12 protein-coding genes and 1 tRNA gene are annotated in these 15297 nt (G+C 36.4%); 6 read left to right on the plus strand and 7 right to left on the minus strand.

Features of this window, described 5'->3' with window-relative positions:
• Positions 1–673: 673 nt before the first annotated feature.
• Positions 674–747: transfer RNA gene (locus FJ651_RS05055), tRNA-Ile, on the minus strand.
• A 67-nt stretch (positions 748–814) separates the two neighbouring features.
• Positions 815–1219, minus strand: coding sequence for a methylmalonyl-CoA epimerase (mce, locus tag FJ651_RS05060; protein ID WP_140989596.1), 405 nt, complete (start codon positions 1217–1219; stop codon positions 815–817).
• Between the two features lie 69 nt (positions 1220–1288).
• Here mce and rbfA point away from each other — a divergent pair, with 69 nt between their 5' ends.
• Positions 1289–1681, plus strand: a complete 393-nt coding sequence (rbfA, locus tag FJ651_RS05065; RefSeq protein ID WP_140989338.1) for a 30S ribosome-binding factor RbfA — start codon at positions 1289–1291, stop codon at positions 1679–1681.
• Positions 1682–2887 carry an ABC transporter permease gene (locus tag FJ651_RS05070; protein ID WP_216746085.1) on the plus strand — a complete coding sequence of 402 codons (1206 nt, stop codon included), beginning with the start codon at positions 1682–1684 and terminating at the stop codon, positions 2885–2887.
• Here FJ651_RS05070 and dusB read toward each other — a convergent pair whose 3' ends face one another.
• From dusB to FJ651_RS05090, 4 genes are all read right to left on the minus strand, one after another.
• The gene (gene dusB, locus FJ651_RS05075) at positions 2888–3883 is read right to left on the minus strand and encodes a tRNA dihydrouridine synthase DusB (protein ID WP_140989340.1); all 996 of its coding nucleotides are present in this window, start codon (positions 3881–3883) and stop codon (positions 2888–2890) included.
• A gap of 48 nt (positions 3884–3931) precedes the next feature.
• The gene (locus FJ651_RS05080; RefSeq protein WP_140989341.1) at positions 3932–4321 is read right to left on the minus strand and encodes a DUF4345 domain-containing protein; all 390 of its coding nucleotides are present in this window, start codon (positions 4319–4321) and stop codon (positions 3932–3934) included.
• Positions 4322–4369: 48 nt separating this feature from the next.
• On the minus strand, positions 4370–5323 hold the full coding sequence (locus FJ651_RS05085) for a Fic family protein (RefSeq protein WP_140989343.1): 954 nt from the start codon (positions 5321–5323) through the stop codon (positions 4370–4372).
• A 302-nt stretch (positions 5324–5625) separates the two neighbouring features.
• Positions 5626–6858, minus strand: a complete 1233-nt coding sequence (locus FJ651_RS05090) for a M28 family peptidase (RefSeq protein ID WP_140989345.1) — start codon at positions 6856–6858, stop codon at positions 5626–5628.
• A 64-nt stretch (positions 6859–6922) separates the two neighbouring features.
• Between FJ651_RS05090 and FJ651_RS05095 the strand changes: the two genes are divergently transcribed.
• Positions 6923–8038, plus strand: coding sequence for a TolB family protein (locus FJ651_RS05095; RefSeq protein WP_140989346.1), 1116 nt, complete (start codon positions 6923–6925; stop codon positions 8036–8038).
• On the opposite strand, the gene FJ651_RS05100 is transcribed toward FJ651_RS05095, so the two are convergent.
• A complete protein-coding gene (locus tag FJ651_RS05100; RefSeq protein ID WP_140989348.1) occupies positions 8035–10467 on the minus strand; it encodes a TonB-dependent receptor domain-containing protein in 2433 nt (810 codons plus the stop codon). The two genes, FJ651_RS05095 and FJ651_RS05100, sit on opposite strands and share 4 nt — an antisense overlap.
• Before the next feature lie 190 nt (positions 10468–10657).
• Here FJ651_RS05100 and lepA point away from each other — a divergent pair, with 190 nt between their 5' ends.
• The 3 genes from lepA (at position 10658) to FJ651_RS05115 (ending at position 15282) form a co-directional block, all read left to right on the plus strand.
• Positions 10658–12454, plus strand: a complete 1797-nt coding sequence (gene lepA, locus FJ651_RS05105) for a translation elongation factor 4 (protein ID WP_140989350.1) — start codon at positions 10658–10660, stop codon at positions 12452–12454.
• A gap of 336 nt (positions 12455–12790) precedes the next feature.
• Positions 12791–13648, plus strand: coding sequence for an MBL fold metallo-hydrolase (locus FJ651_RS05110; RefSeq protein WP_140989352.1), 858 nt, complete (start codon positions 12791–12793; stop codon positions 13646–13648).
• A gap of 26 nt (positions 13649–13674) precedes the next feature.
• Positions 13675–15282 carry a S8 family peptidase gene (locus FJ651_RS05115; RefSeq protein WP_140989354.1) on the plus strand — a complete coding sequence of 536 codons (1608 nt, stop codon included), beginning with the start codon at positions 13675–13677 and terminating at the stop codon, positions 15280–15282.
• The last annotated feature ends 15 nt before the right edge of the window (positions 15283–15297 follow it).

Here is a 15297-nt window from a genome sequence, read left to right on the forward strand (position 1 = left end):
TCAATATAATAAACATAATAAATTAATAAAATTATGCTTTTAAAATTTGACTATGACCTTTAAAATTGATTAATGTTAATATCTAAACCTAATCGTGAAGCTTTATAAAATTAAATCAAATTATTCTAATTCTAATATTAAAAGAATTGACATTTTTTCTGTTCATTCAACAATACTTGACTAAAATACATTTTGTTTTCTAATTTTTTTAACAAAAGTAAGGATATTGTGGGGATATTTATAAAATAAAGAATTATAACCAATTGATAAACAATAGTTAATGTTTTTATTGAATGAGAAATAGGTCGCCAAACATTTTTTTAAGTAAACATAACTTACTTCATATGTTTACTATTGTTTTTCAATATTTTACATTATTTTTATAATTTGTTAAAGGACGGTTTTTATATCTAAATATATAAAAACTTACACCTAAAAAATAAAATGCTTTATTTCAATTTATTACAAGGATTTTTGCGGAGAAAGAAGAATTAAACCATTAAATTATTGCTTTTAAAGGGACTAAAAAATCACCGTTATTTTCTTATAAAAGGCACCATATACAACTTTAAATTAGCATAAACATTTACAATATCGTACATAAACGGTACAAATAATAAAAGCAAAAATCCATAAAACACATATATTTACAGTGCGTTATGGATTTTATCTGTGGTCCCACCTGGGCTCGAACCAGGGACCACCTGATTATGAGTCAGGTGCTCTAACCAACTGAGCTATAGGACCTCTTCTTGACGTTAGTTTTAGAAGCGTTGGCAAATTTATAATTAAGTTGCTAATACAGCAAACTTTTTTAATCTTTTATCTCTTGGCACAATTCTACCAATACACCATTGGTTCCTTTGGGATGCAAAAATACTACCAGTTTATTGTCGGCTCCTTTCTTAGGTATCTCGTTTAATACTACAAATCCTTCGTTTTTTAAACGATTAATTTCGGCGTTAATGTCGGCCACATCAAAGGCAATGTGATGAATGCCTTCGCCTTTTTTCTCGATGAACTTAGTAATGGGACTGTTTTCATTAGTGCCTTCAAGCAATTCAATTTTATTGGGGCCAACTTTAAAAAAGGAAGTTTTTACACCTTCGCTTTCAACCGCTTCGGTTTTATAGTGGGGTTCGCCAAATAATTTAGCAAACAACGCGTTAGAGCTTTCTATATCTTTTACGGCAATGCCGATATGTTCAATTTTTAACATCATACGGTAATTTTAACTTAGCTTTACAAAGATAGCACAGAAATTGCACAAATGCCTTAATTTTGCAGCATGGAAAGTAACAGACAAAAGAAAATAGCGGGTATTTTACAACAAGATCTGGCCGAGGTGCTTCAGGCTGAACTCAACGCCGGTGGTGTAAAAGGTATTATCATTTCGGTAAGTAAAATTAAAGTCACCTCCGATTTGTCTATTGCCAAGGCCTATCTCAGTATTTTCCCAAATGATAAAGCTAAAGGTTTAATTGAAGAGATTCGCACCAAAACCCCACTTATTAAGCACGAACTGGCGCAACGCACCAGACATCAATTGCGACGCATGCCACAACTGGAGTTTTTTATTGACGACAGCTTAGAATATATGGACCGCATTGACCGTTCGCTTAAGGGCGAGGACAACCCTATTAAAAATCCCAATTTACTCGACAAACGAAAAAAGTCTTAATTGAGTGTTTCATTTTATATAGCCAAACGTTATCTGCGTTCTAAAAGCAGCACCAATGCTATTAACATCATGACGCTTATTGCGTCGGCAGGAATTGTGATTGCTTCGGCAGCACTTTTCATTGTGCTTTCAGGCTTTGCCGGATTAAAAACGTTTAGCTTAAGTTTTAGCTCGTTTGTGGATCCGGATTTAAAAGTAATGCCAGCACAGGGCAAAACCTTCAGCTTAGATAAGGCCACCTTAAATAAAATTGAAGCCCTTGATGGCGTGGCCAACATCTCTAAAATTGTGGAGGAGCGCGTGGTTATTTCGGTAGACAACAAAAATGTTTTGGCCACTCTAAAAGGGGTCGATTCTAATTACCATAAAGTTACGGGAATTAAACAAATGGTAGCTCAGGGTAGTTGGCTTGAAAACAACAGCTTACAGGTAGTTTCGGGTTGGGGCATTTCAAACGAACTATCGTTTGGGGTGCTGGATTTTAGCCGAAGTTTAGAAATTTACGTACCTAAACCCGGAAGCGGCCAAATTACTTCGGTTAAAGGTGCTTTTAACTCCATTAATGTAGTGAATGTTGGTTTGTTTGATATTAATGAAGAAATGAACCAAAAATATATTTTTGCCGATATTAATACGGCCAAAATTCTATTAAACTATTCTGAAGATATCATTAGCGCTCTTGAAGTAAAATTCCAACCCAATGCCAAAGAAACTTCTATAAGAAGTGCGCTTACAAACATTATTAAAGACGAAGTGGTTATTAAAAATAGGGTTCAACTCAACGACGCTTTATACAAAATGCTCAACACCGAAAATTTAGCAGTATATCTCATTTTTACCTTGGTAATTATTATTGCACTGTTTAACGTTATTGGCGCCATTATTATGATGATTTTAGACAAGAAAAAATCGCTTAATACGCTCTTTAATCTGGGTGCTAATGCGTCCACCATCAAACGCATCTTTTTTATTCAAGGGAGTTTAATGACGCTAATTAGTGGTATTATCGGACTGGTTTTAGGTTTAATCATAGTGTGGTTACAACATACGCTTGAACTCGTTATGATCACACCTTCTCTACCCTATCCGGTTGAGATTAAAGTCTGGAATTTGGTAATTGTTTTATTAACCATTACTATTCTTGGGCTAATTGCCGCAAAAATTGCTTCGGCCAGAATTAATAAAAAATTATTGCAAAGTCTGTAATTATTCAGCAAACTGATAGCCTGCAAATACTTCTAGTACCTCATCAAAGGCAGCAAAAACATCTTCGGCTTTATCACTGGTTACCATTTTAGTGCGATATTCTTTAAAATCGGGAATGCCTTTAAAGTAATTGGTATAATGGCGTCTGGTTTCAAAAACGCCTAAGGTTTCGCCTTTCCAGTCAATAGACATTTGTAAATGTCTGCGGGCAGCTTCAACCCTATCTTCTAAACTTATGGGTGGCAAATGTGTTCCGGTTTTAAAAAAGTGCTTCACCTGCTTAAAAAACCAAGGGTTACCAATACTGGCACGACCAATCATAGCGCCATCTAAACCGTAAATATCACGCATTTCTACTGCGCGTTCGGGGGTGTTAACATCTCCGTTACCAAATACAGGAATGTGCATTCGCGGGTTGTTTTTAACTTCTGCAATGGGTCGCCAATCGGCTTCACCTTTGTACATTTGCGCTCTGGTTCTACCGTGAATTGAAATGGCTTTGATACCGGCATCCTGAAGACGTTCGGCTACTTCAACAATTCTAATAGAATCGTGATCCCAGCCCAATCTGGTTTTTACAGTTACCGGAATATTAGTGCGTTTTACCATTTCGGCCGTTAGGCTTTCCATCAGGCAGACATCTTTTAAAATACCGGCACCGGCGCCTTTACTCACCACTTTTTTTACCGGACAACCAAAATTAATATCAATAATATCTGGTTTTGTGGCTTCAACAATATCAATGGTTTGCAACATACTGTCGAGGTTAGCACCGAATATCTGAATTCCAACAGGGCGTTCCTTGTCGTAGATATCCAGCTTCATCACGCTTTTAGCAGCATTTCTAATCAGGCCTTCGCTTGAGACAAATTCTGTGTAGACCACATCTGCGCCTTGCTCTTTGCACAAGGCACGAAATGGCGGATCAGACACATCTTCCATTGGTGCCAAAAGCAATGGAAAATCGGGTAATTCTATGTTGCCTATTTTAACCAAGTCAATAACTTTTGGTGCAAAGCTAAAACATTTTTAGATAACTGACTTTTATTCAGAATAAATCGTATTCAATACCCAAAGGCCATAAATGCCAAGAATCATTTCACCAATAGTTCCATATAAAAAGAATGTGCCCGGAAAGCCATCAATTACTATACTGAAACACCTTCCAAAACCCAGACCCAACATAAAAATAACGTTAGAAATTAATGCTGTTTTTAAGTAAGACGAATTAAAAACACCTAAGATCCACAATAATGAAAACCCTAAATATATTCCTGAAATGGCCTTGAATACGCTATGTTCGTCGTTGGTTTTAACTGAAACATCAAACAATAATTCGGGGTTAAAACCATAAATTAAGGCAACAGGAATGACAATAACTATTGAAATAATCAGGTGAATTTTGGTAATCAAGCCATTAGGTGTTTTTATCATATTTGTGAGGACTTTTTTAAGACTTATTTTTCATTGTTCGTTGTAAAGCTAAATTATATAGTATATTGTTTTATTCACAGCACCTGTTTTCTTGAACAAGCCTAACTGAACTCCTTTTTTCAAATCTCGGCTTGCGGTAGCCGATGAAATATCTTTAAAAATATTCATATAATCCTTCCTGGAGAATTCATTTATGTTTAGAGAAATGAAGTATTCTAAACGGTCATTTTCAGTAAGAGTTCGGTTGTTGAAATTTAAAAGTTGAACCATAGCATTGTTAATCACGCCTAACATATACTCGATAAAAGCAGTTGAATTTCCCGCTTTATCGCTTTGTGCTAATGCGCGATAATAGTCTTTTTGGGTTTGGCTAATAATGGTCTCAAAGGGTAAAAATTCGAATATTGGATATTTGTTCATTAATACAAGTGTTTGCCACAGTCTGCCCATTCTGCCATTACCATCTAAAAACGGGTGAATAAACTCCAGTTCGTAATGAAACACACAGCTTTTTATAAGTTCTATATCGTTTGATTGCTTCAGATATTTAAAAAGTTCTTTCATTAAAAAGGGCACATTTTCAAACGGTGGTGCTACGTGTTCAACTTTTGAGCCTGTTAAAATTCCAATCGTCTGCTTACGATACGCGCCGGGGAACTCAATAAGATTTTTCATTAAATCTTGATGCGCCTTTAAAAAAGATTGTTCGCTATATGGACTGTAATTTTTTAAATTTTCGTAAATGCTATTGGCATTTAAAACTTCAATAATATCCTGTTTAGGGCCAATAACTCTTTTGCCATCAAGTATGGCTGTAATTTGTGATTCGGTTAAAGTATTGCCTTCAATTTTTAGCGATGCATGAATTGTTTTTATTCTGTTTTGTTTTCTTAAAGTTGGTGAGGGTTTGTTTAAATAATGAGCATTTATTTCTCCTATCTTTTCTGAAATAGTAGTGATAAGATATAATATTTTCGTGGATATCTCGTATGGTGGTTTCATTTTGATAGTATCATTTGATAGTATCAAATATACGATTAATTGTAAAAAACAACTTGCAATGATTTTGAACCCTGTGTTTTATTGTTATTAAACCCTTTCAGGGTTTGAAACCCTGAAAGGGTTGCGAGCACTTGAATAATTTATGAATAGAAACTTTTGTTTCCTGATAAAAATAATTTTATAAAATTCTGTTTTTTAGGGATAAACATTGTCTAATAAAGACCTCACAGGTTTTCAAAACCTGTGAGGTCTAAAGAAGATCGGATATAAAAATTTTAGTCTTAAAATAATTAATCAACAATTTAAAACTTCACCACAGCTTCAATAATTTCGTTTCCTCTGGTAACTGTGATGGTCGTTTCATCACCTTTATCAAAAACTGAAAGTGCGCGCATGTAGCTCATCATATCAGTCACGGCGCTGTCGCCTAATTTGGTAACCACGTCACCCTTTTGTAAACCTGCTGCAAATGCGGGAGTGTCTTCTCTGGTGCCATCAATACGCATGCCTTCGCCATCATACAAATAATCGGGAACAACGCCTAACCCAACTTTAAATCTTGGGGTTTCTTCACTTTCGTTTTTGGTGGTTCTAAAGGCTAACTTTTCGTCGTCGTCAAGGTCTTTAATAATGTCAAAAATATATTCTGAAATCATGTTCATCCCTTCATAATTCAATTTATCAGAATCGTCGCTTGGCTTGTGATAATCTTCATGTTGACCGGTAAAAAAATGCAATACCGGAATATCGGTTAAGTAAAAAGACGTGTGGTCTGATGGACCAACGCCACTTTCGTTTTCAACTATTTTAAATCCTTTGTTATGCGCATTAATTACTTGTTTAAAAATAGGTGATGTACCCGTACCATAAATAGCCAAAGTACTGTCTGCCTTTAGTCTGCCCACCATATCCATATTAATCATATAATTAACCGTTTTGGTATCTACGGTCGCATTTTTAACAAAGTAGTTAGAACCTAACAACCCCATTTCTTCTCCCGAAAAGGCCATAAAGAGGTAGTTGTTATTTTTAAAATTGATGGGGTCTAATACAATTTTTGATGCCAGGTCCAGCATCACTGCTACGCCACTGGCATTATCATCGGCACCGTTGTGAATGGCTTTCTCCTCGCCTCTAAAAAGAGACCCTTCGCCACCGTAACCCAAATGGTCATAATGCGCACCAATTATCACAGTATTTTCGGCTCCGTTATCTAAATATCCTAAAACATTTCGGCCTGTAATGGTGCCGTCTTCGTTGGTTGTAAACTCTACTTCTTTATGCGGATCTGTTTTTGGTTTGAATGAAAAAGGCTGCAAAAAACCTTCAGTTCCTTTGGGTTGAAGACCTATTTCTTTAAATCGTTTAACGATATAGTTGGAGGCTGCTATTTCGCCTTCGGTACCGGTTTGTCTGCCTTCCAATTGGTCATCGGCTAAAAAAACAACATCGGTTTCAAGAAGGTTTTTATAGGTTGGATTTTGCTTACAAGAAAAAAGTGAAACGAAAAAAATAACAAGGAGTATAAGTCTCATAGGTTTAATATTTATTTTTGTGCAAAATTAGAGAATAATTACCATTTTTTTTAGACCATTCATAATGAAGAAAACACAATTACTGGTTATTGCATTATTAATTTCAATGAATGCCTGTAAAGACAATTTAAATGAACAACAAACTTCTTCAAACCCTGAAGAATTAGAAGTTGTAAGTAGCCAAGCCTCGCTTATTTTTCCCGGTGAAACAAATTTTAAGTCTTTAAGACAAGTAACTTTTGGTGGCGATAATGCCGAGGCTTATTGGAGTTTTGACGATAAGCATCTGGTGTTTCAATCTAACTACGACAAATGGGGTGTTGCATGCGACCAAATGTTTGTTATGAATGTTGACGACACCTTTGAAAACAGCCAACCGCCAATGGTTAGCACCGGATTAGGTAGAACCACCTGTGCCTATTTTTTGCCTGATAACCAACATATTGTTTATGCCTCAACGCATTTAGGAGGAGGATCATGCCCTGAAGTACCATTGAGAGAAAACGGTAACTATGTTTGGCCAATTTACGACACCTACGACATTTTTGTGGCCGATTTACAAGGCAATATAGTTAAGCAACTCACAAATGAACCTGGTTATGATGCCGAAGCAACGGTGTCTCCTAAAGGTGATAAAATTGTGTTTACCTCAATGCGCAGTGGCGATTTGGAGTTGTATACCATGAATATTGACGGTAGCGATGTCAAACAAATAACAAATGAGTTAGGTTACGATGGCGGTGCTTTCTTTTCGCCCGATGGTAGCAAGCTCATATTTAGATCGTCAAGACCAAAAACTGAACCCGAAGTTAAAAAATATAAAGACTTATTAGCCAAAGGTTTGGTAGAGCCCACCGATATGGAGCTGTACATTTGCAACGCCGACGGCAGCGATTTAAGGCAACTTACCTTTTTGGGCAATGCCAATTGGAGTCCGTTTTTTCACCCATCCGGGGAGAAAATCCTGTTTTCTTCAAACTTTGAAGCACCAATGGGATTTCCTTTTAATTTATACATGATTGATATTGACGGTAAAAATTTAAAACGCGTTACCTACGGTAAAACTTTTGAAGCCTTCCCGGTATTTTCAAACGATGGTAAATATTTGGTGTTTTCTTCAAATCGCAATAACGGTGGCACAAGAGATACCAACTTATTTATTGCCGAATGGCAAGATTAGTTAAAATCTTTAATTCTATCTCGTTCGTCTTTGCTCATGCCGCGTTCATTGGTTTGTAAGCCTGTGTTTCCAAATTTATATCTAAATCCAAGGGTGACGGTGCGGCTGTCTAAGAGCGTGTTGTCTTGATTAAACTGATTTAGATACTGCGTAGTTGTAAATTGGTTTTGATAATTAAATAAATCTTCAAAAGTTAAACTCAAAATAGCTTTCTTCTTAAATAGAGTTTTCGAAAAACTAAGGGAAGAAAAAAGTCTTTCTTCTACTAATCTCAAGCCTTGTAAATCGGTTGTGATTAAAGACACCGCAAAATTAACCGATAGACTATCGTCTTTTAAAAAGGTAAAATCATTACTCAACACTGTATAATTGGTCCATTGATTAATATCTACAAATCCGTCACCAAAATTGGTAGATTCTCTCATATTGAATATGGAGTTAACAAAGTAAATACTCCAACGGTCTGTAACATTAAAATACGTTAAAAAATCGAACCCAAAGTCTACGGTTTCATCAAGATTAACCGGTACAAACGAAATGATATTAGTAGCGTTATCCTGTCGTGGTAATTCAACAATGTTACCATCATACCTAATATAATAGGCTTCAACTGTAAATAAGCCAAACAAGGTAGTACCAATCACAAAATGATTTTTAAAAGCTGGTAACAGATTAGGGTTTCCGGTGACTTCATAATTCTCGTTTAAGAAAAACCTAAACGGATTGAGGTTGGTATAACTGGGTCTTTGTAAACTGCGCTTATAATTTGTGTAAATACTAAAATTGTCTGAGGCATCATATTGAATGCTGTAATTTGGAAACCACTCAAAATAGTTTTGAGTATTGGTGGTATTTCCAAAATCAGAAATACCTTCAATATTGGTTTGTTCTACTCTCAATCCTAAATTTAAACTCCACTTTTCCCAGCTTTTGCTATAATTGGCGTAAGCTGCATAGACTTTTTCGTCATAATCAAAATCGTCTGAATTTTGGGTATTTAAAGTTTCGTCTCCCGTTGATAAGTCACGGTCAAATTGTGCCAAGCCACTATTAGTTTGAACATTTGAAAACTTAACACCTGTTTCAAAACTAGCTGTTTCGCTTAATGGCAATTCATAATCTACCTGACTGCTAATAATTTCAGTGTTTTGGTTGGCTAAGGTTCTAAATTCAGAGGCGCGATCAAAGTCATTATTAGCATCAAAAAACTCTGAAAACACATTTTGATTTCGGCTGTAATCATAATTGGTATAATGAGCATTTAGGGTTAATTGCGCATCGTTTTCAAAATTGTGTTTTAAATCTACATCGGTGCCAATGTTAAATCTGTCGTCTCGCGAAAGATTGTTGGCGGTAAAGCCACCTAAAAAATTATTGGTGTTATCTCTTATGCTCGTGTTATTGTTAATTTTATATTTAAAATAAGGCATTACGGACGCTGTGGATGTTAGGCTTAGAGTGGATTTTTCGGTTAGGTAATAATCGAAATTTAAATTGATGTTATGATTTTCAGACCAGGTAGTTCTATCTATTAACGACCGCCATTGTTCTTCTACATTGTTATTGGCATCTAAGAAATTAACAAAATCGTCGTTTCTTCTATCAATTTTATTGCCGGTATAACTGTAGTTTAAATTGAGGTTGATTTTGTCGCTTTTGAAAAAATGTCCGGTTCCAAAATTGTAGCGTGGAAAAACGCCTTGCGTGAAGTTGTTGAAAACATCACCTCTGTAACCTGTTACTAAATTTTTGGCCATGACAATGTTGAGTACAACACCACTATCGGCATCGTATCTTGCCGAAGGATTAGTAATCACTTCAATTGACTTAACACTGTTAGCCGAGGAGTTTTCAAGCAATTGCGCCAATTCTCTGTTGGTGAGTTGCACTTTGCGGTTGTTGATGTACACCGTAGGACTACTACTTTTTATCATAATGTTGCCATCCATCACCAAAACGCCGGGCGTACTTTTTAAAACTTGTAAAATGTTGCCTTCTACCAAAGGTGTGTTAGCAATATTGAAGGTAAGTCGGTCTGGGAGTTTTTGCACCGTTGGCCTTTTGTAAATTAAATTAACTTCGGAAAGTGATTCGGCGTCTTCTTGGAGCGTCAACGCTTCAATAACTAAATCTTCTGTAATATCAATTTCAATCACTTCAGATTTAAATCCAATAAAACTTATATTGAGTATGTATTTGTCTTTTGTAATGTTTTTAAATTCGAATAAGCCCTTATGATCTGTAATTGTTCCTGCAACAAACGATGCATCGCTCTGCTTTAATAACACAACGTTGGCAAACGAAACAGGCTGATTATCAACATCAAAAACATTTCCTGAAAGTGAGTATTCTTGTGCAAAAACCCAGTTAAAGGAGAAAATTAAACTAAAATATATAAGACGAATCAGCAAATTGGTGTGCATTTTCATTTCGGCTAAAGTAAAAATACTTTTTTACTTTGAGTTACGGTTTTTCCGCACATTCGATAAAATGCACAAAATAAATGAATTAAGGTTCATTTTAGTCTGATGAAATCTCTCTTAATAATTGATTGGCTTTGCGTATCTTTGCATTCAAAAAATTGCCAAGAAATATTGGTGTTGCCATCTTAAAAAACACATGAAGCATATAAGAAACTTTTGCATAATTGCACATATAGACCACGGGAAGAGTACTTTGGCCGACAGACTTTTAGACGCAACCGGCTCAGTTACCGACAGAGAAAAACAAGAGCAGCTACTTGATAATATGGATTTGGAGCGCGAACGCGGTATCACCATCAAATCGCACGCCATCCAAATGGACTACGAATACAAAGGCGAACAATATGTACTTAACCTGATAGATACTCCGGGTCACGTAGATTTTAGTTATGAAGTTTCGAGGTCTATTGCCGCATGCGAAGGTGCGCTGTTAATTGTTGATGCCGCACAAAGCATTCAGGCACAAACCATTTCTAACTTGTATTTGGCTTTAGAGAATGATTTAGAAATCATCCCTGTGCTCAATAAAGTAGATTTACCCAGTGCCAATCCGGAAGAAGTTACAGACGATATAGTTGATTTATTAGGTTGCAAACCGGAAGATGTGATTCCGGCCAGTGCAAAAACCGGACTGGGAATTGATGAGATTTTAGCGGCTATTATTGAACGTATTCCGCCACCAACAGGAAATGTTGACGAACCTTTACAAGCATTGATTTTTGATTCGGTTTACAATCCGTTTCGCGGTGTTGAAACCTATTTTAGAGTATTAAATGGCAGTATTAAAAAAAATCAGTTGATTAAATTTATTGCCACAGGTAACACTTATAATGCTGATGAAGTTGGTACTTTACGTCTTAAGCAATTTCCAAGAACCGAGATAAAAGCAGGTGATGTTGGCTATCTCATAACCGGAATAAAAGAAGCCAAGGAAGTAAAAGTTGGTGACACTATTACAGACGCTAAAAATCCTACACAAAATGCCATTGCCGGTTTTGAAGATGTAAAACCAATGGTGTTTGCAGGAATTTATCCTGTAGATACAGAAGATTACGAAGAGCTTAGAAGCTCTATGGAAAAACTTCAGCTCAACGATGCCTCGTTGGTATTTGTCCCCGAAAGCTCAGCTGCTTTGGGGTTTGGTTTTAGATGCGGCTTTTTGGGAATGCTTCATATGGAAATCATTCAGGAGCGATTAGAACGCGAGTTCGATATGACGGTGATCACCACGGTACCGAACGTGTCTTATCACGCTTACACGACTAAAAATCCTGATCAAGCCATTATTGTTAACAATCCAACAGATTTACCCGAGCCTTCATCCTTAAACCGTGTTGAAGAGCCCTACATAAAAGCGTCTATCATTACCAAAGCCGATTTTGTTGGTAATGTCATGAGTTTGTGCATCGATAAAAGAGGTCAAATCACCAATCAAACCTATTTAACGCCCGAACGCGTAGAACTTAACTTCGATATGCCGCTGGCCGAAATAGTTTTTGATTTTTACGACCGTTTAAAAACAGTGTCAAAAGGTTATGCCTCGTTTGACTACTCACCTATTGGTATGCGTGCCTCAAAACTGGTGCGTGTTGATATTTTGTTGAATGCTCAAACAGTTGATGCGCTTTCGGCTTTAATTCATGCAGATAATGCCTATCACATTGGTAAAAAAATGTGTGAAAAGTTAAAAGAATTAATTCCAAGGCAACAATTTGATATCCCTATTCAAGCCGCTATTGGTGCTAAAATAATTTCTAGAGAAACTATAAAAGCACTTAGAAAAGATGTAACAGCCAAGTGTTATGGCGGTGATATTTCGCGTAAGCGTAAACTTTTAGAAAAGCAGAAAAAAGGTAAAAAACGCATGCGTCAGGTTGGAAATGTAGAAATTCCACAACAAGCATTTATGGCGGTTTTAAAGTTGAATGATTAGCCCAATGCCTTTGCAAAAGGGAATCTCAGATTGGAAATTAAAAGGTATTTCAAAAGATTTTGCTTTTCTGCCAGAGGGAATAATTTTTTTTAGGAAACAACCCTTTCAGTGTGAATCGGGATAAAACTATAAATGGGTAAATCACTTAAAATTAAATAAACAAAAAAGACATTCCATATAATTAAGTCATAACATTATAGTTTTACAGCAACATTCCTAATCGATTCGCTGCGCGTTCTTTTGAGAAGTAAAAAATGTTAAAAGCATTTTAATAATTACACGGTTTTCTCTTAAAGTTAAGCGAGTTTTAGTATTTTGGAAGCCTGAATTATCAATATGAAGTTATACCCTATAGAAGCCGGAAATTTTAAATTAGATGGCGGCGCCATGTTTGGTGTTGTTCCTAAAATGCTTTGGCAAAAAACCAATCCGGCCGATAGTAACAACATGATTGATATTGCCGCCAGATGCTTGTTAATTGAAGACGGCAACAAACTAATTTTAGTTGACACCGGTATGGGTAATAAGCAATCTGATAAATTCTTTGGTTATTACTATCAATGGGGCGACGATTCTATTGATAAATCCTTGGCTAAATACGGCTTTAACCGCGATGATATTACCGATGTATTTATGACACATCTTCATTTTGACCACTGCGGTGGAAGCGTTCAATGGAACAAAGATAAAACCATATTAGAACCCGCATTTAAAAACGCACATTTCTGGAGTAATCAAGACCATTGGAACTGGGCCACCAAACCTAACCGACGCGAGGTGGCGTCGTTTTTAAAGGAAAACATTTTACCGATGGAGGAAAGTGGTCAATTAAAATTTACCTCACTACCCGATAGCCATTTTCTTGAAAATTCAGAATTAGGATTCGATATTTTCTTTGCCAACGGTCATACCGATAAACAAATGATTCCTATCATTAAATACAAAGGCAACACCGTTTGTTTTATGGCCGATTTATTGCCAACAGCAGGTCACATTCCATTGCCCTTTGTTATGGGCTATGATACAAGGCCGTTGCTAACTTTAAACGAAAAAGAACTGTTTTTAAACATTGCGGCTGATAACAACTACTATCTGTTTTTAGAGCATGACGCTCACAACCAAATTATTACCGTTAAACACACAGAAAAAGGTGTAAGACTCAACCAAGTATTTAATTGCGAAGATATTTTATAACATTATCAAAATTTGAATAACAACTCATGACAAAACTGAATCAATTTTTATTAAGCCTGGTCGTTACAGGATTACTATTTGGCTGCGGTGCCGGAAACATTATTTCAACGCCACTTGAAAACATAGATACTTCACCACTTAAAGTATCAGAACTTACTGAAGCCGAAAAAAATAACTGGCAACATAAAGACCTTGTAAAAGACACCATTCCAGGAATGAGTGTTAACACGGTTTATGAAGAACTGATAAAAAACAAAAAGGGAACGAAAGTGATTGTTGCTGTAATTGATTCAGGGATTGATATTGACCACGAGGACCTTAGCGGATTAATTTGGACAAACAAAAAAGAAATACCCAATAATGGTATTGACGATGATGGAAACGGTTATGTAGATGATATTCACGGCTGGAATTTTCTGGGTGATGCCTACAACGAACAATTAGAATTTGTTAGAATTTTAGCAGGTAATGACACTTCAAATCCACGCTTCGCCGATGCTCAAAAAGAATATGAAGAAGAGCGTCAAAAATACATGGGTTACAAAGCTCAATACGATCAAATTGCAACTCAGGTCAACAGCGCTCACGAAACTTTAACAGCCCATTTCAAAAAAGAAGATTATACAAAAGAAGATGTAAACGCGGTTAAAACAGAAGACCAAAATTTAATGCAAGCTGTTGGTTTAGCTAAATATGTTTATAGTCTTGAAATGGAATCAATGACGGCATTTATTAAAGAACTAAACGACGGTCTTACTCAAATTAACGACCGCTTAAATTACAACCTCAACAAAGATTTCAGAGGCCGAACTACCGGAGACGATATAAACAACATCAACGATACCGGCTACGGTAACGGCAATGTAAAACCATCGGTTAAAGACGAAAGTCACGGCACACACGTTGCTGGAATTATTGCGGCCAACCGAAACAATGGTTTAGGTATACAAGGTGTTACCAACAATTTAGAAATCATGGCCATTCGTGCAGTTCCTAACGGCGACGAATACGATAAAGACATTGCTCTGGCTATTAGATATGCCGTTGATAACGGTGCAAAAGTAATTAATGCCAGCTTTGGTAAGTCGTACTCTCCTCATAGCCAATGGGTAATGGACGCGCTAAAATACGCTGGTGATAATGATGTGGTTTTTGTGCATGCGGCAGGCAACGATGGAAAAGATTTAGACAGCAACTACAACTACCCTAACGATGCCATTAATAATGGCCCCGAAATAACCAATACCGTTATTACTGTTGGGTCATTAACCTCTAAATACGGATCAAATATGGTGTCTGACTTTTCAAACTACGGAAAAATAAACGTTGATATTTTTGCGCCGGGAAGCGCTGTTTACTCAACAATGCCCGAAAATGAATACAAACATCAAGGCGGTACTTCAATGGCTGCACCAGGTGTTGCAGGTATTGCTGCACTTGTTCGTTCTTATTATCCGAACTTAACTGCCGCCCAGGTTAAAGACGTCATTTTACAATCTGGACTTAAATTAAACCTTAAGGTTATTGTGGGTGGCGATGCCAACGATGTTCGTGCGTTTGAAGAGTTATCAAAAACCGGTCGAATTGCCAATGCCTACAACGCACTTATTTTAGCAGCTCAAATGGCTAAGTAAAACAAAACTTGATAA

This window comes from Paucihalobacter ruber, assembly GCF_006494535.1.
Lineage (GTDB): Bacteria > Bacteroidota > Bacteroidia > Flavobacteriales > Flavobacteriaceae > Paucihalobacter > Paucihalobacter ruber.

What these genes read in the sequence shown, in the direction of transcription:
- FJ651_RS05095 (WP_140989346.1), top strand. Translation starts at nt 6,923, where the DNA reads ATGAAGAAAACACAATTACTGGTTATTGCATTATTAATTTCAATGAAT.
- FJ651_RS05080 (WP_140989341.1), bottom strand. Translation starts at nt 4,321, where the DNA reads ATGATAAAAACACCTAATGGCTTGATTACCAAAATTCACCTGATTATT.
- FJ651_RS05090 (WP_140989345.1), bottom strand. Translation starts at nt 6,858, where the DNA reads ATGAGACTTATACTCCTTGTTATTTTTTTCGTTTCACTTTTTTCTTGT.
- mce (WP_140989596.1), bottom strand. Translation starts at nt 1,219, where the DNA reads ATGTTAAAAATTGAACATATCGGCATTGCCGTAAAAGATATAGAAAGC.
- FJ651_RS05110 (WP_140989352.1), top strand. Translation starts at nt 12,791, where the DNA reads ATGAAGTTATACCCTATAGAAGCCGGAAATTTTAAATTAGATGGCGGC.
- FJ651_RS05115 (WP_140989354.1), top strand. Translation starts at nt 13,675, where the DNA reads ATGACAAAACTGAATCAATTTTTATTAAGCCTGGTCGTTACAGGATTA.
- rbfA (WP_140989338.1), top strand. Translation starts at nt 1,289, where the DNA reads ATGGAAAGTAACAGACAAAAGAAAATAGCGGGTATTTTACAACAAGAT.
- FJ651_RS05100 (WP_140989348.1), bottom strand. Translation starts at nt 10,467, where the DNA reads ATGAAAATGCACACCAATTTGCTGATTCGTCTTATATATTTTAGTTTA.
- FJ651_RS05085 (WP_140989343.1), bottom strand. Translation starts at nt 5,323, where the DNA reads ATGAAACCACCATACGAGATATCCACGAAAATATTATATCTTATCACT.
- lepA (WP_140989350.1), top strand. Translation starts at nt 10,658, where the DNA reads ATGAAGCATATAAGAAACTTTTGCATAATTGCACATATAGACCACGGG.